Annotated in this window: 30 protein-coding genes and 1 pseudogene; 27 read left to right on the top strand and 4 right to left on the bottom strand. The window is 47.2% G+C overall.

From position 1 onward, the window contains the following. Positions 1 to 93 precede the first annotated feature (93 nt). On the top strand, positions 94 to 711 hold the full coding sequence (locus B2751_RS05330) for an MBL fold metallo-hydrolase (protein WP_290773390.1): 618 nt from the start codon (positions 94 to 96) through the stop codon (positions 709 to 711). A 42-nt stretch (positions 712 to 753) separates the two neighbouring features. Here the strand turns inward: B2751_RS05330 and B2751_RS05325 are convergent, their stop codons facing one another. Further along, positions 754 to 1017, bottom strand: a complete 264-nt coding sequence (locus B2751_RS05325) for a DUF2626 family protein (protein WP_023467555.1) — start codon at positions 1015 to 1017, stop codon at positions 754 to 756. A 224-nt stretch (positions 1018 to 1241) separates the two neighbouring features. Here B2751_RS05325 and B2751_RS05320 point away from each other — a divergent pair, with 224 nt between their 5' ends. The 13 genes and pseudogenes from B2751_RS05320 to gcvPB all read left to right on the top strand — a co-directional run bounded on the left by B2751_RS05320 (position 1242) and on the right by gcvPB (position 10046). Then, positions 1242 to 1628, top strand: a complete 387-nt coding sequence (locus tag B2751_RS05320; protein WP_035409130.1) for a Spx/MgsR family RNA polymerase-binding regulatory protein — start codon at positions 1242 to 1244, stop codon at positions 1626 to 1628. Between the two features lie 62 nt (positions 1629 to 1690). Further along, positions 1691 to 2533, top strand: a complete 843-nt coding sequence (locus tag B2751_RS05315) for an ATPase, T2SS/T4P/T4SS family (protein WP_290773385.1) — start codon at positions 1691 to 1693, stop codon at positions 2531 to 2533. A 14-nt stretch (positions 2534 to 2547) separates the two neighbouring features. Continuing rightward, complete coding sequence (locus B2751_RS05310; protein ID WP_056060200.1) at positions 2548 to 3489, top strand: type II secretion system F family protein; 942 nt, start codon at positions 2548 to 2550, stop codon at positions 3487 to 3489. A 17-nt stretch (positions 3490 to 3506) separates the two neighbouring features. Further along, on the top strand, positions 3507 to 3818 hold the full coding sequence (locus B2751_RS05305) for a competence type IV pilus major pilin ComGC (RefSeq protein ID WP_023467559.1): 312 nt from the start codon (positions 3507 to 3509) through the stop codon (positions 3816 to 3818). After that, positions 3787 to 4248: a prepilin-type N-terminal cleavage/methylation domain-containing protein gene (locus tag B2751_RS05300; protein WP_035409128.1), complete on the top strand. Its 462-nt coding sequence runs from the start codon at positions 3787 to 3789 to the stop codon at positions 4246 to 4248. Before B2751_RS05305 ends, B2751_RS05300 begins: the two co-directional genes overlap by 32 nt. Positions 4249 to 4253: 5 nt before the next feature. Next, positions 4254 to 4331, top strand: a pseudogene (locus B2751_RS15260) (prepilin-type N-terminal cleavage/methylation domain-containing protein); the annotation flags it as partial. A 139-nt stretch (positions 4332 to 4470) separates the two neighbouring features. Beyond that, positions 4471 to 4899 carry a hypothetical protein gene (locus B2751_RS05295; protein ID WP_290773380.1) on the top strand — a complete coding sequence of 143 codons (429 nt, stop codon included), beginning with the start codon at positions 4471 to 4473 and terminating at the stop codon, positions 4897 to 4899. Next, positions 4896 to 5168 (top strand): hypothetical protein, encoded by a 273-nt coding sequence (locus B2751_RS05290; protein ID WP_231496877.1) that lies wholly within the window; start codon positions 4896 to 4898, stop codon positions 5166 to 5168. The genes B2751_RS05295 and B2751_RS05290 overlap by 4 nt, the downstream gene beginning before the upstream one ends. Next, complete coding sequence (locus tag B2751_RS05285; protein ID WP_035409124.1) at positions 5161 to 5646, top strand: shikimate kinase; 486 nt, start codon at positions 5161 to 5163, stop codon at positions 5644 to 5646. Before B2751_RS05290 ends, B2751_RS05285 begins: the two co-directional genes overlap by 8 nt. After that, positions 5643 to 5957 (top strand): hypothetical protein, encoded by a 315-nt coding sequence (locus tag B2751_RS05280; protein ID WP_035409123.1) that lies wholly within the window; start codon positions 5643 to 5645, stop codon positions 5955 to 5957. The genes B2751_RS05285 and B2751_RS05280 overlap by 4 nt, the downstream gene beginning before the upstream one ends. Before the next feature lie 184 nt (positions 5958 to 6141). Continuing rightward, positions 6142 to 7224, top strand: a complete 1083-nt coding sequence (gene gcvT / locus B2751_RS05275) for a glycine cleavage system aminomethyltransferase GcvT (protein ID WP_290773374.1) — start codon at positions 6142 to 6144, stop codon at positions 7222 to 7224. A gap of 13 nt (positions 7225 to 7237) precedes the next feature. Next, positions 7238 to 8584, top strand: coding sequence for an aminomethyl-transferring glycine dehydrogenase subunit GcvPA (gcvPA, locus tag B2751_RS05270; RefSeq protein ID WP_056060214.1), 1347 nt, complete (start codon positions 7238 to 7240; stop codon positions 8582 to 8584). Further along, positions 8577 to 10046: an aminomethyl-transferring glycine dehydrogenase subunit GcvPB gene (gene gcvPB, locus B2751_RS05265; protein WP_290773371.1), complete on the top strand. Its 1470-nt coding sequence runs from the start codon at positions 8577 to 8579 to the stop codon at positions 10044 to 10046. Before gcvPA ends, gcvPB begins: the two co-directional genes overlap by 8 nt. Before the next feature lie 64 nt (positions 10047 to 10110). On the opposite strand, the gene B2751_RS05260 is transcribed toward gcvPB, so the two are convergent. Beyond that, positions 10111 to 10491, bottom strand: coding sequence for a rhodanese-like domain-containing protein (locus B2751_RS05260; protein ID WP_035409116.1), 381 nt, complete (start codon positions 10489 to 10491; stop codon positions 10111 to 10113). Positions 10492 to 10629: 138 nt separating this feature from the next. Here B2751_RS05260 and B2751_RS05255 point away from each other — a divergent pair, with 138 nt between their 5' ends. The 3 genes from B2751_RS05255 (at position 10630) to hpt (ending at position 12584) form a co-directional block, all read left to right on the top strand. Further along, positions 10630 to 11460 (top strand): lipoate--protein ligase family protein, encoded by an 831-nt coding sequence (locus tag B2751_RS05255; RefSeq protein ID WP_290773368.1) that lies wholly within the window; start codon positions 10630 to 10632, stop codon positions 11458 to 11460. A gap of 24 nt (positions 11461 to 11484) precedes the next feature. After that, positions 11485 to 11907, top strand: a complete 423-nt coding sequence (gene mntR / locus B2751_RS05250) for a transcriptional regulator MntR (RefSeq protein WP_035398709.1) — start codon at positions 11485 to 11487, stop codon at positions 11905 to 11907. Between the two features lie 149 nt (positions 11908 to 12056). Beyond that, the gene (hpt, locus tag B2751_RS05245) at positions 12057 to 12584 is read left to right on the top strand and encodes a hypoxanthine phosphoribosyltransferase (protein WP_035409112.1); all 528 of its coding nucleotides are present in this window, start codon (positions 12057 to 12059) and stop codon (positions 12582 to 12584) included. A gap of 56 nt (positions 12585 to 12640) precedes the next feature. Here the strand turns inward: hpt and B2751_RS05240 are convergent, their stop codons facing one another. Together B2751_RS05240 and B2751_RS05235 are read right to left on the bottom strand one after the other, a co-directional pair. Next, positions 12641 to 13042: an SA1362 family protein gene (locus B2751_RS05240; RefSeq protein WP_035409109.1), complete on the bottom strand. Its 402-nt coding sequence runs from the start codon at positions 13040 to 13042 to the stop codon at positions 12641 to 12643. A 20-nt stretch (positions 13043 to 13062) separates the two neighbouring features. After that, entirely contained in the window at positions 13063 to 13995 is a 933-nt protein-coding gene (locus tag B2751_RS05235) for a DUF1385 domain-containing protein (protein WP_290773365.1), read from the bottom strand. Positions 13996 to 14151: 156 nt separating this feature from the next. On the opposite strand from B2751_RS05235, the gene aroQ reads away from it, so the two are divergent. The 10 genes from aroQ (at position 14152) to B2751_RS05185 (ending at position 22086) form a co-directional block, all read left to right on the top strand. Beyond that, on the top strand, positions 14152 to 14580 hold the full coding sequence (gene aroQ, locus B2751_RS05230) for a type II 3-dehydroquinate dehydratase (protein WP_035409105.1): 429 nt from the start codon (positions 14152 to 14154) through the stop codon (positions 14578 to 14580). 14 nt (positions 14581 to 14594) lie between these two features. Next, positions 14595 to 15659 carry a M24 family metallopeptidase gene (locus B2751_RS05225; protein ID WP_290773362.1) on the top strand — a complete coding sequence of 355 codons (1065 nt, stop codon included), beginning with the start codon at positions 14595 to 14597 and terminating at the stop codon, positions 15657 to 15659. Between the two features lie 35 nt (positions 15660 to 15694). Further along, positions 15695 to 16261 carry an elongation factor P gene (gene efp, locus B2751_RS05220; RefSeq protein WP_023467577.1) on the top strand — a complete coding sequence of 189 codons (567 nt, stop codon included), beginning with the start codon at positions 15695 to 15697 and terminating at the stop codon, positions 16259 to 16261. 168 nt (positions 16262 to 16429) lie between these two features. Continuing rightward, positions 16430 to 16879 carry an acetyl-CoA carboxylase biotin carboxyl carrier protein gene (accB, locus tag B2751_RS05215; protein WP_035409101.1) on the top strand — a complete coding sequence of 150 codons (450 nt, stop codon included), beginning with the start codon at positions 16430 to 16432 and terminating at the stop codon, positions 16877 to 16879. 15 nt (positions 16880 to 16894) lie between these two features. Further along, the gene (gene accC / locus B2751_RS05210) at positions 16895 to 18247 is read left to right on the top strand and encodes an acetyl-CoA carboxylase biotin carboxylase subunit (protein ID WP_035409099.1); all 1353 of its coding nucleotides are present in this window, start codon (positions 16895 to 16897) and stop codon (positions 18245 to 18247) included. A 123-nt stretch (positions 18248 to 18370) separates the two neighbouring features. Then, positions 18371 to 18772, top strand: coding sequence for a transcription antitermination factor NusB (gene nusB / locus B2751_RS05205; protein WP_035409747.1), 402 nt, complete (start codon positions 18371 to 18373; stop codon positions 18770 to 18772). A gap of 71 nt (positions 18773 to 18843) precedes the next feature. Continuing rightward, positions 18844 to 19677: a bifunctional methylenetetrahydrofolate dehydrogenase/methenyltetrahydrofolate cyclohydrolase FolD gene (gene folD, locus B2751_RS05200; protein WP_081780391.1), complete on the top strand. Its 834-nt coding sequence runs from the start codon at positions 18844 to 18846 to the stop codon at positions 19675 to 19677. Continuing rightward, entirely contained in the window at positions 19674 to 20996 is a 1323-nt protein-coding gene (gene xseA / locus B2751_RS05195) for an exodeoxyribonuclease VII large subunit (RefSeq protein ID WP_290773359.1), read from the top strand. The genes folD and xseA overlap by 4 nt, the downstream gene beginning before the upstream one ends. 2 nt (positions 20997 to 20998) lie before the next feature. Beyond that, complete coding sequence (xseB, locus tag B2751_RS05190) at positions 20999 to 21220, top strand: exodeoxyribonuclease VII small subunit (protein WP_023467583.1); 222 nt, start codon at positions 20999 to 21001, stop codon at positions 21218 to 21220. After that, entirely contained in the window at positions 21217 to 22086 is an 870-nt protein-coding gene (locus B2751_RS05185; protein WP_056060223.1) for a polyprenyl synthetase family protein, read from the top strand. Before xseB ends, B2751_RS05185 begins: the two co-directional genes overlap by 4 nt. Positions 22087 to 22176: the final 90 nt, after the last annotated feature.

The following is a 22176-nucleotide window of genomic DNA, read 5'->3' as shown; positions in this document are numbered from 1 at the left end:
GACTCTCGGGATAAAGTCGAGAGGGCGTTGCAGGAACTTTCGACAATTTCGTGTATAGTAGGGGAAGAGTCTATTGAAAAGGGGTTTTATAGAATGGAAATCGTCATGATCACTTCCGGTATGGCATCTGAGAATGGCTACTTGTTATTTAAGGACAAGGAGTGTCTCGTCATTGATCCAGGAACAGAAGATATGCGTTTTTTCGATGAAATTGAAAGTCGAGGAGCAACCTTAAAAGGAATCCTTTTGACCCATGCTCACTTTGACCACATTGGTGGTGTGGATATGTTACGACGCTTCACGGAAGCTCCTGTCTACGTTCATGCGGAAGAGGCAGGCTGGCTTGGTAATCCAGAATGGAATGGTTCGGCAAAATTCGGCATGCCGCCGATGCGCATGAAGCCAGCCGATCATCTGTTACAACCAGGACAATTGGCAATCGGTAACTTTTCAATGCATGTACTTGAGACGCCAGGACACTCACCAGGAAGTGTGACGTTCTATTTCAAGGGAGAACGAATCGCATTCGGTGGGGATCTCCTCTTCCAACAAGGCGTCGGGCGAACGGATCTTTATGGTGGGAATCAAGACGTATTGATGCGTTCGCTTGATCGACTCATTGCGGAACTACCAGCAGACACGACAGTCTATCCGGGTCACGGTCCAAATACGACGATCCGACAAGAGATGAAAAACAATCCGTTTCTATAAGCAAAAAAACTCGCCATCCGAGAGGATGACGAGTTTTTTTCATTACATCTGGAAGTTCGACCAGTACGTAAAGACGATGAAAAATACAGTTAAGTAAGCTCCAAAGATATAGACATACGTTTTTTCAGTTAAACGCAAGTAACCAAGCGCTGCAAAAAAGACAGTTTGTGCCAAGAAGACAAAGCCCATGACTAAAAATGAATCCGTATGCTCACTTGAGCTTGCATCGCCACCCAATGCGCCGATAAATGCCATGACTGCGATGATACCAGTCCAGAAACCGAGTACGCGGTACATTCTCCCCATTCCTATAACCCCCTAAATCCGACAGATAGTCAATATACGTACTTATTTTACCAAGCAAACAATCATTCGTCTATCCTGTTCTAGTGATTGTTAAGGAATAACTGTGAACAAAAGATGAAGTTTCAAAAAAAGTTGTACAATAGTTGTACAAAAGGTGTACAAAGTCAAAATGTCGTGCTATAGTAACTGTAATGAAACCCCACACTTTGAGAGGAGGAGCAAAAATGGCGAATGAGTTAGTCTTTTTCACATATCCAAGCTGTACATCATGTCGTAAAACGAAATCATGGTTAAAAGAGGAACATGTTGATGTAGAGGAACGTCATCTGTTCAGAAATGCTCCAACAGTTGATGAACTCATGGAACTGTTAAAATTATCGACAGACGGGATTGAAAGTTTGCTCGCAACACGCAGTCAAGCCTTCAAAGATCTCGGCATTGATATTGAAGACATGAAACTCAGTGAGTTATTACGCCTCATGAGTGACAACCCGAAGTTGTTACGCCGCCCAATCATCACTGATGGAAAACAACTCGTTATCGGGTATGATAAACCGGGTCTTGAGACATTAGCGAAGCGTAAACATCGGACAATTGCACACGTATCGTAAAGAAGCCGGTTTGGTCGGCTTCTTTTTTTTGTGTATTGTTTGCTGTAGGGAGGTGAGTAGAAATGAAGGAATGGACGACACAACTCATGGAACGATTCGAAGCACTCGGTGCAACAGATGTTCATTTCGTTCCGAACGAGACTCGCGTCCGAATCGTTTGTCGAACGAGCGATGGGCTGTGTGAACAAGATGACGTAGAACTGACACGTTACCGGACGCTTGTCAGCCATATTCGCTATGAGGCGAACTTAAAGGAACAAAATGAACGAATTCCGCAAAGTGGCTTGTATCCACATGGGAAAAAGGGAATGCGTGTCTCGTTGTTACCGAGTCGACAAGGGGATGCGATGTCGTGGCGTTTTTATCGTTCGACGGTCTCTCGAGAAACGGCTTTACAAACGTTACATGATCAATTGGACTTCGCATGGTTAGCTGAACAACGACATGGGTGTATCGTCATTTCCGGATCGACAGGTGCAGGAAAGACGACGATGTTATATTCCTTGATGAGTACAATGGAAGAAAAACGAATCATCTCGATTGAAGATCCGGTGGAATGTACGGTACCAAACGTCTTACAACTGGAACTAAATGAAAAAGCAGGCTTCACTGCTACACGATGTTTTGAGGAAATACTGCGAGCGGATCCAGATTGGATTGCTTTTGGTGAGGTGCGGACAAGGGAGGCAGCACGTTTGACGATGAATGCCGCCCTTAGTGGTCACGTCGTGTTGTTTACGCTACACGCTGGAAGTATTGATGAAGCGCGATTACGATTGCGCAGTTTAGGTATCGAAGAGTCAGAGCTAGCTGTCTGTCAACGCATCATTCATCTCGAGAGAAAAGGAGAGGATGTCCGCTGTACCGTCAGAAACTTACAAGCCGCGATCAAAGTCGGTTCTTAAAACGATATCATCGCTTGTTATCAAAAGGAATTTCCGCGAAAGAGACGCTACTCATTTTAAAACGATTCGAGCGTCATCCGTTCTCGGAAGTGGTCGGAGAAATGGAGCAACGTCTTGAAAAAGGAGACTCCTTTGCAGCATCCCTTGAACCGCTTGCGTTAACGAATACCTTAAAACGACTTCTTTTTGTTGGAGAAAGGACAGAGCGACCGTTGCTTGTTCTTCGCCAAATCGTGAAACTGCTCGACCTCGAAACAGAAATGCGATCGAAGTTTTGGAAGATGATCCGATATCCGCTTGTTCTAGCGACCAGTCTATTCCTGCTGTTCTTCTTTTACGCCCTCTACGTATTTCCATCTCTCCTCGAGATGTCGGACCCGAAAACTCTCCCCTCATTTCTTCATCTTCTTCTTCACCCCTCTGCGAAATATATGCTCGCAAGTATTCCCGTTATTTTGTTAACCTCCGGTTACCTCTTCTTTCGCTTCTTTCCATTAAACCGTATTTTACGACTGAAACCGTTACAGCGTTTGATTCGTCTCTACTACAGCTATTTATTCACGATCGAAGTAGGATCGTTTATCGATGCTGGCTTTTCGCTCGAAGAGACCTTTCGTCATCTAGAGCAAGGACAAGCGAATAAAAAAGGTCATTTGTACGCTCGTTTGCATGCTAAACAACAGGCGGGGGAACCACTTGCAGAAGCGCTTGGCGAAGATGAGATCATCGAAGCCGAGACGATTGGAATCGTCCATTTAGCGCGAGAAAGTGGAGATCTTGGTCCGTTGTTGCTTGAACAAGCGACGCTCTTGCATGAGTCGATGGAAGAGGAGTTAGAGAAAAAGTTGTTATGGATCGAGCCGATTTTGTACGGGGGATTAACGATCATGACAGGAACGTTGTTTCTCATCTTATATTATCCGATTCAGCTAGCGATACAGCAGCTTCCATTTTAAACAGAGGAGACGATACGATGAAACAATTCTTAAAACGACAGGACGGATTCACTTTACTGGAGATGGCAGCCGTCTTATTAATCATTTCGTTGTTACTGCTCGTTTTGATTCCAACGATGACAAGTGGAAAGGATCAGGCGAAAGGTGTGAGTTGTGAGGCGAACATTCGAGTCATTCGTTCGGAGGTCAATCTCTATTATGCGAAAGAGAAAAAATACCCGGAATCGCTTCAGACGATCAATCGGGGAACCGCCGATAAACCGAATGCCCTCGTCTGTGATCAGGAGACGTATACGTATGATCCGAAGACTGGCGAACTTACGAAGTGAACAAGGATTTACCTTATTTGAGATGACGGCGGTACTGACAATCATTGCTTGTTTACTTGTTTTGTTGTTGCCGGCACTATTTGAAAAACGACCGGACTGGATTCCGCTTGAACAAGAGGTTCGTCTAATGGAACAAGATATTCAGACGCTTCGGCTCATGCAGTACTCGAAACAAGATCAAGCATTGATGCAGTTTCGATTTCGAGGAGACGGGACAGGATACCTTGTACTTGCGGATGACCGGCTGTTATGGCAACGAACGTTCCAGAATGGGCATACATGTGCCGTCCCCCCGTCAAACCGCATCATCTACTTTAAGAGCTATCACTCGATTTATGCAGCGACGTGGTCTTGCCGTTCGGCAACAGCCGAGTATGAAATTAAATTCTTACTTGGGAACTATCAAATGGCAATCCGTAAAGTGAGGTGAGAAGTATGCAGGACAAACGACAAGCGGGTTTCTCTTTGCTCGAAGTGATTCTCTCTATCGTTGCGATGGGTGTCTTCATGATGCTAGCGATCGATCCTTATCTCGATTTACGAACGAAACAAATCAAATGGGAACAAGAGACGAAACAGCTTGAGCAGATGGCGACGGATCAAGTTGAAAACCGAACAGTGTCCTATGTTCTGAAGCAAGGAGCGTGGTGCAATGAAACGACATGTCTTGCGAGCAGAATCCGGAATGACCCTCCTCGAACTATCGTTCGTCCTGTGGATCAGTCCGTTGCTCCTGTTGGCGATTTTGACGCTGACACCACTCGTTCGCCCACCAGAAGTCAATCGAATGAATGAGGAACTGTTCTTTCATACCGTAGAACGGCTCATGTGGCGGAGTACGATGTGTGAACGCGTTGGAGATGAGATTCGCGGAATGGACGTTAATCCGGGAGAGATGGCTGAGAAATGGCGTCTCGTCCGTGTGCAGGATCAACTACGCCTCAAGAAAGAACAAGGAGGTGAACTGACATACGCTCGCGATGTCAAACAATACACTGTGACAAGCACTGCCGAGATCCTCTCAATTCAGTTGAACGACAGCAAACGTTCCTTCCGATGCGTCAAGACGGATTCATCTTGATTCAGACCTTACTGTTGCTTCTAGGCATGGGAGTCGTGCTCTTAATCGCTTGTCAGCAAATTGACGAAGAAATGCGCCATCATCAGTTGGAACAAGAAGCACTACAACTCGAATCTCTCATCCGCGCGGCAAAAGCAGATTGTACGAAGGATGAGACCCTCCGCTATCCAATCGGGCAAGTCAGCTGTACAGTGACCGATAAAGGCTTTAAAATGGAAGCGAGATTAGATAATGGTCAAAGAATCGAGGCGGTCGTTACACATGAGTAAGGTTTATTTGATTGGCTTTATGGGAACTGGTAAATCAGCCGTCGGACATCGATTACGTGGACGATACACGGTCGACGAATTGGATGAACACTTCGAACAGAAACATGGACAAACGATTCCTTCTTTTTTTGCTGAGTATGGCGAAGCAGGGTTTCGTACACACGAGAGCGAATTGTTAAGGAACAGCAACGCGGAAGTAGTCGTCACGGGTGGTGGAATCGTCGAACGAGAAGAGAACCGACTGTTCATGAAAAAGGCAGGGACAGTCATTTGGATTGATACGCCTTTTGATGTCATCTGGAAACGGATTGCTTCTGACTCGAATCGTCCACTCGTGACAGAACGGGAACAGGTGAAGCATTTATTCGATCGTCGCTATTCTTTGTATGCTGGAGTTGCCACTGTTCGCATTGAAGGAACGACATCAATCGAAGGGTTGGTTCATGCGATTGAAACTGTATTGGAGGAAAAGTCATGATTTGGATTACGTTAGGTATTATTTTATTGTCCATCGTAGGACTTGTGTTGTTCGGATTCATTCTTTACAAAAAGAAGCTATCTCAGGATATTCAACAATTAAAGCAATTGATGGAGCGCTTTACGATTCGTCAGAAAACCTTGCAGACGAACATCGATCATACAACGCACCGAATCGATCAAATCAAAGGGAACATCAACCGGATCACCGAAGAAGGAAATCGTGTGAAGCAGGGAACAAGCCAATTGGTGACGGAAGGTCGTCGACTCCAGGAGGAAATCAAACGAACTGCCGGAATCAAACAATTTTGAAATGGCTTTCATGGGAAGAATATGAAACAATAGGAGAGAAGGGACAGGGTCCTTTCTCTCTTTTTCGTATGTTCCTTTTTCCGAATAATACTAGATAATTATGATTTTAATTGGTAAGATGGATTTGAAAATGGAACATTAAAGAGAAGAGAGAGTGAAAACGTTCGTAAATAGGGGGATTTGTATGAGTCAAACGACATTGAAAAGAACACCGTTATTCGAGACGGTTTCGCAAACCGGTAAGATGGTGGATTTTGCGGGATTTGAAATGCCAGTTTTGTTTTCCTCGATTAAAGAAGAACACGTTGCAGTAAGGGAGAACGTCGGCATGTTCGATGTCTCGCACATGGGAGAACTGTTCGTCAGCGGACCGGATGCTCTGACGTTTTTACAAGCTACATTATCGAACGATATTTCGAAGATTGCGGTGGGGCAAGCGCAATATAACGTCTTATGCCAAGAAGACGGTGGGACAGTGGATGATTTACTCGTCTATCGTTTGGCAGAAACGGACTATCTTCTCGTCGTCAATGCTTCGAACATTGAAAAAGACGAACAACATTTACGTCACTATCTAACAGGGGACGTCACGCTTGAGAATCAATCGGAACAATATGGTCAAATTGCGGTCCAAGGACCACGTGCGGAAGCCATCCTTTCCGGCATGACACCACTTTTCTTATCAGAGATCGGATTTTTCAAGTTCCAACGGGGGACGGTTGCAGGAGTGGAAATGATCGTCTCACGCAGTGGGTACACAGGGGAAGATGGATTCGAACTCTACATGGCAGCTGGTGACGCACCTGCTGTCTGGCAAGCACTGCTTGAGCAAGGTGTCGTACCATGCGGGCTCGGGGCACGTGACACATTACGTTTTGAGGCATGTCTGCCACTTTACGGACATGAATTATCAGCAACGATTTCACCCATCGAAGCTGGAATGGGCTTTGCGGTCAAACCACAAGTCAAACCGTTCGTCGGTTCAGAGGTATTGTTGCAACAGAAAGAACAAGGAGCACCGCGACGCTTGATCGGTCTTGAATTACTCGATAAAGGGATTGCGCGTCAAGATGCACCGGTTTGGCATGACGGGGAAGTCGTTGGTGTGGTGACGACAGGTACGTTGCCGCCGACAGTCGGAAAAGCTATTGCTTGGGCACTCGTTCCTGCAGAAGTAGCGGAACAAGAGCAATTTGAAGTGGAAGTACGCGGAAAACGTTTAGCAGCGAAACGAACAGCGACACCGTTTTATCGTCGCACGAAATAAGGGGGATATTTCTATGGATTTTCGTTATTTACCAATGACAGCAGAAGATGAGCAGGCGATGTTACAGACGATCGGTGCAGCATCGATCGAAGATTTACTCGCTGATATCCCGGCATCCGTCCGTGATAACGGTACATTGGAAGAAGTCGGTGTGCCACTTCCGGAAACGGACTTGATTCGGACGCTATCGAAGCTTGCCGACCAAAACATGAATACGAAACAATATCCATCGTTCCTTGGCGCAGGCATCTATGATCACTATGCACCTGCTGTCGTCAATCATATGTTACTGCGCTCAGAGTTTTACACTGCCTATACACCATATCAGCCAGAGATTTCGCAAGGTGAGCTACAAGCGATTTTTGAATTCCAATCGATGATTTGTGAATTGACAGGGATGGATGTCGCGAACTCGTCGATGTATGACGGTATCACGGCGTTAGCGGAAGCGGCCATGCTTGCTTGTGCCCATACGAAGAAAAAAACGATCGTTCTTTCAGATGGCGTTCACCCGGAAGCGCACGATGTCGTTCGGACGTATGCGAACGGTCCAGGACTAAACGTCGAGACGTTGGCGCTTGAGCAAGGTGTCACACGGATCGATCAACTCGATGCCATCGAAGACGTCGCCTGTGTCATCGTGCAGTATCCGAACTTCTACGGTCGTGTCGAAGAACTACAAGCATTGGCCGATGCGACTCATGCTCGTGGTGCGCTGTTCATCGTCTCTGCGAATCCACTGGCACTCGGTATCTTAGAAGCGCCAGGTAAACTTGGCGCTGACATTACGATCGGAGATTGCCAACCGTTCGGAATTCCACAAAGCTTTGGTGGACCGACATGTGGTTATTTCACGACGACAAAAGCGTTGATGCGTAAGATTCCGGGACGTCTCGTTGGACAGACCGTCGATGAGAATGGGAAACGCGGTTTCGTTCTGACGTTACAAGCACGTGAACAACACATTCGCCGTGACAAGGCGACATCTAACATCTGTTCGAACCAAGCGTTGAATGCACTCGCTGCTTCGATCGCGATGAGTGCACTCGGAAAACGGGGTATCCGGGAACTCGCGACACGTAACTTGCAAACGGCACATGCATTAAAACAAAAGCTGAAACAGGCTGGCTTTACGATCGTTGACGATGGACCGAGCTTCAATGAATTCGTCGTTACGCTACCAATCGACGCGACACGTGCGAGTCAACAATTGCTCGATCACGGAATCATCGGCGGTTTACCGTTAGGATCGTATGACGCAGCGCGTCAAAATGAAATGCTTGTTTGTGCAACGGAATTACGGACGAATGAAGAGTTGGATCAATTCGTGACAGCGTTAGGGGGACTCACACATGAATGAGCAAACATTGATCTTTGAAATTTCTAAACCGGGTCGTATCGCCTATAGCTTACCGTTACCGACTGTCGATGAGGTGGCAGTAGAAGAATTGTTACCGACCTCGATGTTACGGAAGGAAGACGTGGCGCTACCGGAAGTATCTGAACTGGATCTCGTCCGTCACTACACGGCACTCTCGAACCGTAACCATGGTGTGGATTCTGGATTCTATCCACTCGGGTCATGTACAATGAAATACAATCCGAAAATCAATGAAGATATGGCACGCCTCCCTGGGTTTGCACACATTCACCCGCTTCAACCAGTCGAAAGTGTTCAAGGGGCACTCGGTTTGATGTATGATCTGCAAGAAAAACTCGCGGTCATCACAGGAATGGATGAAGTGACGCTTCAGCCGGCGGCGGGAGCACACGGTGAGTGGACAGGCTTGATGTTGATTAAGGCCTACCACCATGCACGTGGTGACTTTAAACGGACGAAAGTCCTCGTACCGGACTCGGCACACGGAACGAACCCGGCATCGGCATCAGTCGCTGGATTTGATACCGTGACGGTCTTATCGGATGAACGTGGTCTCGTTGATCTAGCAGACTTAAAGAAAAAAGTCGGTGACGATACAGCGGCACTCATGTTGACGAATCCCAACACGCTCGGTTTGTTTGAGTCGGATATCGTCGAAATCGCACAAGCGGTTCATGAAGCAGGCGGAAAACTGTACTATGATGGTGCGAACTCGAATGCGATCATGGGCATTGCTCGTCCAGGGGACATGGGCTTTGATGTCGTCCACTTGAACTTGCATAAGACGTTCACAGGACCGCACGGTGGCGGCGGACCAGGATCGGGTCCAGTAGGGGTCAAACAAGATTTGATTCCGTATTTACCGAAACCAATCGTCCGCAAAGAAGAAGAGCGTTATGTCCTCGACTACGATCGCCCGGAAGCGATCGGTCGCGTCAAACCATTCTACGGTAACTTCGGCATCAACGTTCGTGCCTATAGCTATATTCGGACGATGGGTGGGGCAGGTCTCGCTCGCGTCTCGAAAGAAGCGGTCTTGAATGCGAACTATATGTTGGCTCGTCTCAAAGGTGCGTATGACGCGCCATACGACGTCTATTGCAAGCACGAATTCGTCTTGTCGGGTAAACGTCAAAAAGCATTAGGTGTCCGGACGCTTGATATCGCTAAACGTCTGCTTGACTTTGGATACCATCCACCAACGATCTACTTCCCGTTGAACGTCGAGGAGTGTATCATGATCGAACCGACGGAAACGGAATCGAAAGAAACACTCGACGCCTTCTGTGATGCGATGCTCCAGATTGCAAAAGAGATCGAAGAGACACCGGATGTCGTCTTGAACGCCCCACACACGACGGTCGTCAAACGGATGGACGAGACACTTGCTGCTCGCAAGCCCGTCTTACGCTATGAACCAAAACAAGAAGTACATGTATAAGCAAGAACCATAAAAAAAGGATCTCTCCTTCCGGAGGGATCCTTTTTTTGCGATGAACGAAGCATCAGCTCCGTTTGATTTTTCCTGACCACTGCTTGAATCCGCCTTTTAATTGATACAGATTCGTATAGCCTGCTTTTTTCAAAACTTTTGCAGCCTGTGAAGAACGCATGCTACCTTGGCAGTACAAGTAAATCGGCATATCTTTCCGTAATTCCTTCGAGCGCATCTTCATTTGGCTGACCGGGATATTACGAGCACCAACGATGTGTCCACCTTTGAATTCCTGTGTCTCGCGGACATCGACGATTTGTGCTTTGCGATAGTTCGCACGGAATTCTTCCTGTGACAATTTCGTGATACCTTTGACCGGCATGAAACGCCAAGCGATGTAGGCGATCAGCGCGACCCATAATACGATCGTAACGATAGTTCCAGTTTCCATATTCGACTTCCAACCCCTTCATTCGTTTAACCTCTGTTTCATTATAGTCAACGAAATCGATTTCGGCAATCGACTCGTGATTGCGCGACCGAGAAAGGGTTTGATACACTAATACGGAAACGTTTTGGGGGTGCTGAAGTGAACAGAGAGTGGCAAGTATTGACGACGCCGGCAATGGAGCCGGCAATGAACATGGCAATCGATGAAGCATTAATTCAGTTCGTCGGGCGGGGGGAGATCGCACCGACGCTTCGTTTTTACTCATGGGAACCACGTGGATTAAGTATTGGTCATTTCCAACGAGCAACCCGTGATATCGATCGAAAGCGGATCGCGGAGCTCGGCATTCCGATCGTGCGTCGGATGACAGGAGGGCGAGCTGTCTTGCATGCAGACGAGTTGACATACAGTATCGTCATCCCTGAAGATACGGAAGGGTTACCACGCACGGTCATCGAAAGTTACCGAATGTTGACGGAAGGGATTCGCAAGGGATACCATCACCTCGGCATTCCAGTCGAATTTTCAGTTCCATTGACGGAAGAGGAAAAAGAAGAATTACGGAAGCCGAAATCGGCTGTCTGTTTTGATGCAGCATCGTATTATGAACTCGCTGTCGGTAAACGAAAAGTCGCCGGAAGTGCACAAGTCCGTCATCAAGGCGTCGTCTTACAGCATGGTTCTGTTCCACTCTCTGTTGATGAAGGCGAACTGTTTGATTGCTTCTTGTACGATGATGAGTCGACGCGCGAGCGGATGAAGGCTCGTTTTTCAGGAAAGGCTGTCGCTCTGAACGAGTTAGCAGGTCGCGCTGTAGCATTTGACGAAGTAAGAGGAGCGTTCACGAAAGGGTTTGAAGAAGCACTTGATTTGTCGCTCGTTCCGTTGACATTCACTAGTGAGCAGTGGCAGGAGATTGAGCGTCTTGCCGAGAAATACCGTAGTGATGAGTGGAACTGGAAACGCTAATGAATGAAATGGGAAGGTGATGTCGTGCCAACTCCGAGTATGGAAGATTATTTGGAACAAATTTATAAGTTGATTGAAGATAAGGGATATGCCCGTGTATCGGATATTGCGGAGTCATTAGGTGTACATCCTTCGTCTGTGACGAAGATGGTACAAAAGCTCGACCGCGAGACCTATCTCGTTTATGAAAAATATCGGGGGCTCATGCTGACGCCTAAAGGACGTAAGATTGGGAAGCGTCTTGTAGAACGACATGCATTGCTTGAAGATTTTCTTCGTCTCGTTGGTGTGGATGAGGAATTGATTTACAAGGATGTCGAAGGAATCGAACACCATATTAGCATCGAAGCATTGGATAAAATCAATGGGATGATTCAGTTCTTTGCGGAACGTCCTGGTCTGAAAGAAGAGTTACATCGCTATCAACAAGCCCATCCAGAGGATTGAGGCTTGTTTTTTTTATATAATTTCTTATTAGATACACTTAAACACGAACAATCCATTATAATTTCATGGTAAAGTACGCATTATGAGGTAGATATGCTATACTGATCCTGAAAATGGACGAAGGGGGTGACGGGTGTTCGCACCTTGTCATGGAAATCACGATTAAAGAAAAGTTAGTGTCGGAATCACAACTGAAAGAAAAAGTTCGTGAGTTAGCACAGCAGATCGAAGCAGATGCGGCAGGACGTCAAATCGTTCTCGTCGTCGTATTGAAAGGATCGATGGTTTTTGCTGCGGATTTGATGCGCGAAATCAAAGGAAGCGTCCAAATTGATACGGTCGCGTGCTCTTCTTATGGTACAAAGACCGTTTCTTCAGGTCGTGTTCAATTGAAGAAGGACCTCGATCTCGATGTTCAAGGAAAATATGTCGTCGTCATCGAAGATATCATTGATACAGGACGGACGCTTCATTTCCTATGTGATCATATGAAATTGCATCAGCCAGGCGTCCTGAAGGTGTGTACGTTACTTGATAAACCGGCACGTCGTGAAGTAGAACTCGATGCGGACTATGTCGGGTTCGAGATTCCGGATTACTTTGTTGTCGGGTACGGGATTGATTGTGCTGAAGAATACCGCAATCTTCCTTACATCGGTTGGGTCGAAACGGAGTGAAAAATAAGGAGGTTCGTCATAGGCGACGAACCTCCTTAATTAATATGCTTTCAACATTAAAAAGCACGTTTTTTCTTTTTGCCTTTTTTTCCTTCAATGACCGTCAGATGAGGCGCTTTCGAACGATCACGTAACGGTCTGACTTTATTCGATGCAGGTGCTTTCGAAGACTTGACTGGTTTTTTCTTGAAGTCTGTCCGGCGAACAGAATTCGAAGGACCATGCATTTTTTTGGATTGAGCGACCGATTTACGGTACTGTGCGTTCGTACCGTTTCCGACGCTTCGATTACGAGTCAGGAACTTAAAGAGTAAGAAGATGATCCCGGCAGTAATGCCGAAGAACAGCAATTGTGAAAACAGACTACTTGGATTATTGACGAGTTTATATCCAAAGCCGACAAAAGCGAACAGTAACACGACGAGTGCGAATGTAGAACCAATGCGTTGTCTGATCATAATATCACCCCTGTTATCGATTAACCCAGTGCATTCTCATGTAGGTTATGTTCCTGTTTTTCTAAGGCTTCAAACGCATAAATCGCAACCTCAATTTGAGCATCATCCGGTTCTTTCGTCGTCAAGTACTGTAACCATAGACCAGGCAAGGCGATAACACGAAGTCCTTTGATATGTTGTGCTTTATTCGTTAGCTGTAAGACTTCAAATGAGAGACCGATGACGACCGGTAATAAAGCAATCCGGCAGACGAGACGCAACCAAAGCGGATCTGTTGGGACGATCAAGTAGACGAAAAAACCGACGATGACGGTGAAAATCAAGAAACTCGAGCCACACCGGTAATGGAGTCGACTGCTAACACGAACGTTTTCGACGGTGAGTGGACGTCCGGACTCGACACAGTTAATGACTTTATGCTCAGCGCCATGGTACTGAAAGAGTCGTTTTACGAGTGGAGTCAAAGAAATCACGTAGAGATAACTAAATAGTAACGTTAATTTAATCACTGCTTCGATGATGTTTTGAACGACATGTCCCGATAAGAGCGGAAACACATCAAACAAAGACGCAAGGAAAGCAGGTAATAGCGTAAAGAGTAATTTCCCAAAGAAAAAGGAAAGAATTCCGACGACAGCCACTCCGAGCCATTTCGTCAATGGACTAGCCGTTGACTCTTCTGGTTCTTCTTCACCGGGTTTGACGCCGTAGCGATCACTTGCGAAATTCATGTGACTTGCGCCATTCGCTGAAGATTCCATTAATGCAAAGAGACCGCGCAGGAGTGGAATTCGTTTTCCTTTGGCGATTCGTGGTCGAATCGGTTTTTGTTGTGCAAACGTCTCAATCGACGAATCATTTCGACGAATCGCAGAGACCGCATGGGTCGCATTTTGGAACATGACGCCCTCGACGATGGCTTGACCACCGACCGGCGGATTAGTCGTTTTCATAATAGAACGCATCCCGTCTTCATTAAAATTAGGTGTATCGTCAGTGTACTTGATTTACGACAAAAAAACTATGTTCGACTCGTCAAAACGAGGTAATCTTTAGGAGTCGGAAATCGGGTTATGATACAATGAAAAAGAATTCGAGGAGGTGTTTTTTTGCGTGTCTTGATTTTAAACGGACCAAACTTGAATTTACTTGGAACACGCGAACCGGATACATACGGAACGGCAACGTTAGCTGATTTAGAACACGAGCTTCGCGCTTATTTTCCGAACATTCAGTTTCGGTTCGAGCAATCGAACCATGAAGGACGACTGATTGATGTTCTTCACGAGGAACGAGGGGCGGACGGCATCGTCTTCAATGCGGCTGCCTACACGCATACGAGTATCGCGTTACGTGACGCGATTGCTGCAATCGAAGCACCCGTCATAGAGGTCCATCTATCGAATGTCCATTCACGTGAATCCTTCCGGCATCATTCGATGATCGCACCAGTCTGCAAGGGGGTCATCGCTGGACTTGGCATGACGGGATATCGTCTGGCAACAGAAGCACTCCAAGCTTTACAACAATCGGAATAAGGGGGAAATCAATCATGAAACAACGGATCGAGGCGTTACAAGCAGCTTTAAAGGAACGGGACCTTCCAGGATTACTCGTCACGAAAGCAGAGAACATTCGTTATATTTCCGGCTTCACAGGTTCAAGCGGTGCATGTCTCGTAACAGAAGAGCAAGCGTACTTCGTGACGGATTTCCGTTACACGGAGCAAGCGGCAGACCAAGTCAAAGGAATGGAAATCGTCCAAATTGAACGTTCGATTCCAGAGACAATGGGTGAATTGATGGCAGGGGCACGTGTTCGCGCGGTCGGCGTCGAAAAAGATGCGATGACACTCGGTGCTTTTGAAGCGTATGATCAAGCTTCTTCGATCGAACTCGTTCCGACGACGGGAATCATCGAAAACCTACGCTTGATTAAGGATTCATCAGAGATTAAGATGATTAAGGAAGCGGTGGAGCTCGCAGATGCGACCTTCCAGCATATCTTGACGTACATTCAACCAGGACGGACGGAACTTGAAGTATCAAATGAACTAGAATTCTTCATGCGTAAGCAGGGAGCGACGTCTTCTTCTTTCGATACGATCGTTGCATCGGGCTATCGTTCTGCCTTGCCGCACGGTGTTGCCAGTTCGAAGGTCATTGCGACAGGCGAACTTGTCACGCTTGATTTTGGGGCGCTTCTGAACGGTTATGTTTCAGATATCACACGGACTGTAGCAGTCGGTCCGATCAATGCTGAATTGCAGAAAATCTACGATACAGTCTTACAAGCACAACTAGCGGGTGTTGATGGTTTAAAACCAGGTATTACAGGGATCGAAGCGGACGCATTGACGCGTGATATCATCAAAGAAGCAGGATACGGCGAGTACTTCGGTCACTCGACGGGACACGGCATTGGTCTAGAAGTACATGAAGGACCTGGTCTATCTTTCCGCTCTGAGACGAAACTTGAACCGGGCATGATCGTCACGGTCGAACCAGGTATCTACGTGCCGCAAGTCGGCGGATGCCGAATTGAAGATGACGTCTTGATCACGGAAACAGGTCGAGAAATTCTTTCGTCTTCACCAAAAGAACTGATCACTCTCTAATTCAGAGTGACGGGACATTTTAGGAGGAACCATTCATGGTATCAGTAAACGATTTAAAAACAGGATTAACGATCAAAACTTCAGACGGTATGATTTGGCAAGTACTTGAATTCCAACATGTTAAACCAGGTAAAGGGGCAGCGTTCGTTCGGACGAAAATGCGTAATATCCGTAACGGGAACATCCAAGAGATGACATTCCGCGGCGGTGAGCGTGTCGAGCGTGCGCACATCGAGCGTAACAAGATGCAATACCTCTACCCAATGGGTGAGACATATGTCTTCATGGATACAGAATCTTACGAGCAGTTGGAATTGACGACGGCACAAGTCGAAGCAGCTCTTCCATACTTGCTTGAAAACATGGAAGTTCAAATCGCTGTTTATAACGGCGAAATCCTCGGTCTTGAATTACCTAACACGGTCGTCATGACGATCGTTGAAGCGGAGCCGGGCGTTAAAGGCGATACAGCTTCGAACGTCAAGAAAAACGCGACAGTAGAGACGGGACACATCATTCAAGTGCCACTCTTCATCGAAGCGGGCGAAAAAGTAACGGTTGATACACGTACAGGTGATTTCACAGGTCGTTACAACGGATAAGAACGAAACGACAAGACGTCTTTCACCTTTTGTTAGGTCGAGAGGCGTCTTTTTTCATCCAGCGTGACTTGCATCCAATGGTATGACCAGTTAATATAAGTATTTGAGTAGGCATTAGCACCTGGTATAATAATTGTGAATACAGCATAGATGGGGGAAGAATGACAGATGAAAATCGATCAGTTGAAACAAGTACTCGAAATGCTCGATCAGTCGAGTGTAAACGAACTCACACTTGAGACGGATACGTATAAATTGGAGTTAAAGAAACAAGGAGAGACGGTAACGGTCTCACACCAAGCACCCGCTGCACCGGTAGCAACACCTGCTCCTGTGAAACAAACAGCGGCACCTGTTGAAGAAGAAGCAGTCGCTGACGATACGATCACAATCAATGCGTTAATGGTCGGGACGTTCTATTCTCGTCCAAATCCGGATAAACCGGCATACGTCAAAGTCGGGGATCAGATCGAAGTCGGTCAAGTCGTCTGTGTCCTTGAAGCAATGAAACTCTTCAATAACTTAAACTCGGAAGTATCTGGAACGGTCGTCGAGATTCTTGTCGCCGATGGAGATCTCGTTGAATTTGGTCAACCACTCTTCCGGATCCGTCCGTAAACGGGGGTGAACAGCATGGAAAAATTATTGATTGCCAACCGTGGAGAAATTGCCGTCCGCATCATTCGAGCGGCAAAGGAACTTGGAATACAAACCGTTGCTGTCTACTCGACGGCGGATAAGGAAGCGTTACACGTTCGCTTAGCAGATGAGGCATACTGCATCGGTGAAGCAAGTTCTGCTTCATCCTACTTAAACGTTACGAACATTCTTGCGATCGCAACAAATCGTCAAGTCACGATGATCCACCCGGGTTATGGTTTCTTAGCTGAGAACGTCGATTTTGCCGAGATGTGTGAAGCGTGTGGGATTAAGTTCGTTGGTCCGACGTCGGATGCGATTCGTCAGATGGGGATCAAGGATGTCGCGAAGAAGACGATGATCGAATGCGGAGTACCCGTCGTGCCTGGTTCAGATGGAACGGTCACAGACGAAGAAGCGGTCGCACTGGCGCAAGAAATCGGTTATCCAGTCATCATCAAAGCGACAGCAGGTGGCGGTGGTAAAGGGATTCGGGTCGCTCGTTCGGAAGAAGAGTTGATCAATGGTCTAAGTGAGACGCGCCGTGAAGCGAAACAAGCTTTCGGAAACGGAGACGTATACTTAGAGCGCTTCATCGAAGAATTCCGCCATGTTGAAGTACAGGTGCTTGCTGACCGTCATGGCAATGTCATTCACCTCGGGGAACGAGATTGTACCGTTCAACGCCGGATGCAGAAACTGATTGAGGAAGCACCATCTCCTGCGGTCAGTGAAGCGACACGGTTGAAGATGGGCGAGGCTGCTGTAAAAGCAGCAAAAGCGATTCAGTATACGGGAGCTGGAACGATCGAATTCATCTTCGTCGAAGAGACGGAAGAATTCTTCTTCATGGAGATGAACACGCGCATTCAAGTGGAACATCCAGTAACGGAGATGATCACAGGGTTCGATCTCGTTCAAGCACAACTCCAAGTCGCGCTCGATCATCCACTTGCCGTTAAACAAAAGGATATCAAGTTCCATGGTCATTCGATTGAGTGCCGGATCAATGCCGAAGATCCAGACCATGATTTCCGTCCGTCTGCTGGACGTGTCACACAATATGTGACACCGGGCGGAATGGGCGTGCGCATCGATAGCGCGGTCTATCCAGGGTATATGATTCCACCATACTATGACTCGATGGTTGCAAAGTTGATCGTTCATGCAGAAACACGGGAAGAAGCATGCGCGAAAATGGAACGTGCGCTAGCTGAATTTTGGATCGAAGGTGTTAAAACGACAATCCCGTTCCACGAACGTGTTCTCAGTCACCCGGTATTCCGTCGTGGTACATTTACGACAAAATTCGCAGAGCGTGAGTTAAAAGGTACGATCGTAAACTGAATCAGGACGGGAGTTTGTGCGACGAACTCCCGTCTTTTTTTGGCGTTCTCTATGTTTTTTAAAAGAGGAATGTGCTAAACTAACTGATTGAGAACGACAAAAAAAGGAGCACGCAAAATCATGATGAAACGACACATGGCACGCGAACTCGCAGTCCAATCTTTGTTCCAAATGGAACTTTCGGATCTGACTGCACAAGAGGCCATTGAATTCGCGGTAGAAGGTAAGGAATACGATACATTCGTCGAGCAATTGGTGAACGGTGTCGAAACGAACAAAGAAACAATTGATCAGCATATTCGAGAAGCGCTCGTCAACTGGTCGTTCGAGCGACTTGGAAACATCGAGCGGACGATTCTTCGCTTAGCCGTCTATGAATTGTTGTTCGAAACGAACATTCCGGTTCGAGTAACGATTAACGAAGCCATCGAATTGACGAAGGCGTTCGCAGATGAAGAAGCAACAAAAATTGTGAACGGTGTTCTTGGTAAAGTGGCACAAGGCGTCGTCAAAGAAAATTCATAAACCGATTTAAAACCGAATAGAGACAAACAGACAGAAGAGTGAATCGAACTTTTTGGGGGAGTGGACAAATCATGGCAGTAGTAATCGATGGAAAACAGGTAGCCCATTCATATCGTATGAAGCTGAAAGAAGAAGTCGCACGTCTGAAAGAACAGCGGATTCAACCGCAATTGACTGTCATCTTGATTGGTGAAGATCCAGCTAGTCAATCTTATGTACGCGGAAAAGAGAAGGCAGCGAAGGAAATCGGAATGGATTCAGAGTTGATCCGACTTCCGGCAGAAACAACGGAATCAGAACTCCTTCATTTGATTGAACGCCTGAACGTAGATGCGAGTGTCCACGGGATTCTCGTTCAATTGCCGTTGCCAGACCATATTGATGAGAGCAAGGTCATTTTTGCGATTTCTCCTGAAAAGGACGTCGATGGCTTCCATCCTGTCTCTGTCGGGAAGATGATGATTGGTGAACCGACATTTTTACCATGTACACCAAATGGTATTCTCCATCTCGTAAAAGAGATGAATGTACCGATCGCGGGTCAGCACGTCGTTGTCGTCGGACGGAGTCAAATCGTCGGAAAACCCGTCGGTATGTTGTTCTTGAATGAATCGGCTACCGTTTCATACTGTCATTCAAAAACTGCAGACCTCGGTGCGATGACACGCCAAGCGGATATCTTGATCGTCGCAGTCGGTGTACCGAAGCTGATCACTGCAGATATGGTGAAACCGGATGCTGTCGTCATTGACGTCGGTGTCAACCGTGTCGATGGTAAACTCGTCGGTGATGTTGATTTTGATACGGTACAAGACGTTGCATCGATGATTACACCTGTTCCGGGTGGCGTTGGTCCAATGACGATCACGATGTTACTGCATAACACGATCGAGGCCGCGCAATGAGTGAACCTCTTCACGTTTCCGATTTAGTCCACTATGTCAAACGTGAACTAGAAGGTGACGCCCTTCTACAACAAGTCCAGGTGGTGGGAGAAGTGTCGAACTTTAAACGACACTCTTCCGGTCACCTTTATTTTACGTTGAAGGACGAACAGTCACGGATGAAAGCCGTCATGTTTGCTCGGGATGCGAGTCGGGTCAAGACAGACATACGCGACGGCATGCGTGTCGTCGTCACGGCACGCTTATCTGTCTACGTCTCTTCTGGAGAAATGCAACTCTATGTCGAACGGATGACGGAAGATGGTGTGGGCGCGTTATACGAGGCGTTTTCTCGCCTGAAAATAGATCTTGAAGAACGTGGTTGGTTTGATCCTGCGATCAAACAACCGTTGCCTGCTTTTCCGGATCGGATCGGGATCATCACATCGCCAAAAGGAGCGGCGCTTCATGACATTGCAACGACACTCCGGCGTCGTTATCCGCAAGCAGCCATCGTCTTCGCGCCGGTTCTTGTACAAGGAGCAGACGCGGCACCCCAAATCAGTCGTGCTATTCAACTGATGAACGAGCATGCTGCCTGTGATGTGTTGATCATTGGTCGTGGTGGCGGTTCGATCGAAGAGTTGTGGGCATTCAATGAAATGTCTGTCGTGACAGCCGTGTTTGAATCACGTATCCCAATCGTCTCTGCTGTCGGACATGAGACTGATTTTACGATCAGTGATTTCGTCGCCGACGTTCGTGCTGCTACACCAACAGCGGCGGCAGAACTTGTCACTCCGGAAGCAGAGGCACTCGTCCGTCGTGTCCAGGATGTAGAGCGACGTTTGGAACGAACGTATACACAACTCCTTAAGAGTAAACAGGAGCAAGTGACACGTCTAGCCGCGAGTTACGGTCTTAAATCGCCACGTGTTTTACTCGGACTAAAGCAGGAACAACTGGACCGGACGGAAATGTTGCTCCAAAAAGAGATGCAGTATATCGTGACTCAAAACCGACAGCAGGTGGAGCGTCTTCACACACGTTTAATGCGAATACCAGTACGTGATCGATTCGTACAACAACGAGCAACGATTGAACAGTCGCGTCGTCGACTCGAAATCGTGCGTCGGCTTTTGCAATCGAAACAACAACAAGTGCGTCATGTGCTCGCGCGACTCGACTCCGTCAGTCCGACGCATGTCCTGATGCGCGGCTATACGTATGTCGAACAGGATGGACAAATTGTTCGTTCCGCGAAGGCATTAACAGCGTCTTCGTTCGATATCCGATTCCATGATGGAACGATTCGTGCCAAACGAGAGGATGGGGAGTAAGGATGGAGACGGAACAATCTTTTGAAGAAGCACTAGAACGACTAGAAGAGATCGTCACGTTACTCGAAGAGGGCGAAGCTCCGCTAGAACAAGCGATGGCTCTTTATGAAGAGGGCGTCAAATTGACAGCTCTTTGCCAAGGAAAGTTATCCGTTGCTGAGAAAAAACTCGATCAGATCCTGGAGCAAGATGGTACGCTGCGGGAAAAAGGAGGAGCACAATGATTGCCTTGCATGAATGGAAGACACAAGTCGAAAACAAAATGGCAGAGTTCATGGAGCGACTCGATGCACCCGACCGTTTACGTGACTCAATGCGGTATTCACTTGATGCCGGTGGGAAACGGATTCGTCCGGCCTTGATTTATGCAGTACTCGATGCCTTTTCAATCGACCGCTCAAAAGGAGATGCTACTGCTGCGGCACTTGAGATGATTCATACATATTCGCTGATTCATGATGACCTTCCGGCAATGGACGATGATGATCTCCGTAGAGGTCGTCCGACGAATCATATTGCTTTTGATGAAGCGACAGCGATTTTAGCAGGAGACGCATTGCTCACGAACGCATTCAGCTGCCTCCTTGAGACACCAGCTTCGCCAGAAGTGAAGCTTGCGCTCGTCGAACGATTAGCAGCGGCGGCAGGAGCTTCTGGTATGGTCGGTGGACAACTCGATGATATGCTCGGTGAGCGTGGTGGCATAAATGATGTAGCGGAGCTAGAATCGATTCATCGTCGAAAAACAGGAGCACTTCTCGTCTTTGCGGTCGAAGCAGGCGGGTTGCTCGCCGCGGTTAGTCCGACAGATCTTGAGCACCTGCATCAATATGGTCGCCATCTCGGCATTGCTTTTCAAATTCAAGATGACATCTTAGACGTGACAGGAGATGCTGAAAAAATCGGCAAGCCGGTTGGTAGTGATGAAGAAAATGAAAAAGCGACGTATCCGAAACTCCTCGGTCTTGAAGGTGCGAAACGTGCACTGACAGCTCAGGTGGAAGCAGCAGAACAGGCGATTGAAGCACTATCGGTCGAAGCGACGACACTTAAGGAACTGCTAGACTTCGTGGTCAAGCGTGACCATTAAGCAGGACGACGCATCGTGCGTCGTCTTTTTCTATGCTGACAATGGCGCTCGATAGATTGTTCTAGTACAATGTAGGGTACAAACCCTATA

It is taken from the genome of Exiguobacterium sp. UBA6282 (assembly GCF_002440475.1).
Taxonomy (GTDB): domain Bacteria; phylum Bacillota; class Bacilli; order Exiguobacteriales; family Exiguobacteriaceae; genus Exiguobacterium_A.
Note: the sequence above shows the minus strand (reverse complement) of the source record. Positions and strands in the feature narration are given on the sequence as shown.

Excerpts from the sequence above, each read along its gene's own strand:
- B2751_RS05315 (WP_290773385.1), top strand. The coding sequence starts at position 1,691 with ATGAAGGAATGGACGACACAACTCATGGAACGATTCGAAGCACTCGGT.
- B2751_RS05260 (WP_035409116.1), bottom strand. The coding sequence starts at position 10,491 with ATGGAAACTGGAACTATCGTTACGATCGTATTATGGGTCGCGCTGATC.
- hpt (WP_035409112.1), top strand. The coding sequence starts at position 12,057 with ATGGAAATCACGATTAAAGAAAAGTTAGTGTCGGAATCACAACTGAAA.
- B2751_RS05185 (WP_056060223.1), top strand. The coding sequence starts at position 21,217 with ATGATTGCCTTGCATGAATGGAAGACACAAGTCGAAAACAAAATGGCA.
- B2751_RS05320 (WP_035409130.1), top strand. The coding sequence starts at position 1,242 with ATGGCGAATGAGTTAGTCTTTTTCACATATCCAAGCTGTACATCATGT.
- B2751_RS05225 (WP_290773362.1), top strand. The coding sequence starts at position 14,595 with ATGAAACAACGGATCGAGGCGTTACAAGCAGCTTTAAAGGAACGGGAC.
- nusB (WP_035409747.1), top strand. The coding sequence starts at position 18,371 with ATGAAACGACACATGGCACGCGAACTCGCAGTCCAATCTTTGTTCCAA.
- accB (WP_035409101.1), top strand. The coding sequence starts at position 16,430 with ATGAAAATCGATCAGTTGAAACAAGTACTCGAAATGCTCGATCAGTCG.
- gcvT (WP_290773374.1), top strand. The coding sequence starts at position 6,142 with ATGAGTCAAACGACATTGAAAAGAACACCGTTATTCGAGACGGTTTCG.
- gcvPA (WP_056060214.1), top strand. The coding sequence starts at position 7,238 with ATGGATTTTCGTTATTTACCAATGACAGCAGAAGATGAGCAGGCGATG.
- xseB (WP_023467583.1), top strand. The coding sequence starts at position 20,999 with ATGGAGACGGAACAATCTTTTGAAGAAGCACTAGAACGACTAGAAGAG.
- gcvPB (WP_290773371.1), top strand. The coding sequence starts at position 8,577 with ATGAATGAGCAAACATTGATCTTTGAAATTTCTAAACCGGGTCGTATC.
- accC (WP_035409099.1), top strand. The coding sequence starts at position 16,895 with ATGGAAAAATTATTGATTGCCAACCGTGGAGAAATTGCCGTCCGCATC.
- B2751_RS05240 (WP_035409109.1), bottom strand. The coding sequence starts at position 13,042 with ATGATCAGACAACGCATTGGTTCTACATTCGCACTCGTCGTGTTACTG.
- B2751_RS05280 (WP_035409123.1), top strand. The coding sequence starts at position 5,643 with ATGATTTGGATTACGTTAGGTATTATTTTATTGTCCATCGTAGGACTT.
- efp (WP_023467577.1), top strand. The coding sequence starts at position 15,695 with ATGGTATCAGTAAACGATTTAAAAACAGGATTAACGATCAAAACTTCA.
- B2751_RS05300 (WP_035409128.1), top strand. The coding sequence starts at position 3,787 with ATGATCCGAAGACTGGCGAACTTACGAAGTGAACAAGGATTTACCTTA.
- B2751_RS05285 (WP_035409124.1), top strand. The coding sequence starts at position 5,161 with ATGAGTAAGGTTTATTTGATTGGCTTTATGGGAACTGGTAAATCAGCC.
- B2751_RS05305 (WP_023467559.1), top strand. The coding sequence starts at position 3,507 with ATGAAACAATTCTTAAAACGACAGGACGGATTCACTTTACTGGAGATG.
- B2751_RS05235 (WP_290773365.1), bottom strand. The coding sequence starts at position 13,995 with ATGAAAACGACTAATCCGCCGGTCGGTGGTCAAGCCATCGTCGAGGGC.
- folD (WP_081780391.1), top strand. The coding sequence starts at position 18,844 with ATGGCAGTAGTAATCGATGGAAAACAGGTAGCCCATTCATATCGTATG.
- B2751_RS05325 (WP_023467555.1), bottom strand. The coding sequence starts at position 1,017 with ATGGGGAGAATGTACCGCGTACTCGGTTTCTGGACTGGTATCATCGCA.
- xseA (WP_290773359.1), top strand. The coding sequence starts at position 19,674 with ATGAGTGAACCTCTTCACGTTTCCGATTTAGTCCACTATGTCAAACGT.
- B2751_RS05330 (WP_290773390.1), top strand. The coding sequence starts at position 94 with ATGGAAATCGTCATGATCACTTCCGGTATGGCATCTGAGAATGGCTAC.
- B2751_RS05295 (WP_290773380.1), top strand. The coding sequence starts at position 4,471 with ATGAAACGACATGTCTTGCGAGCAGAATCCGGAATGACCCTCCTCGAA.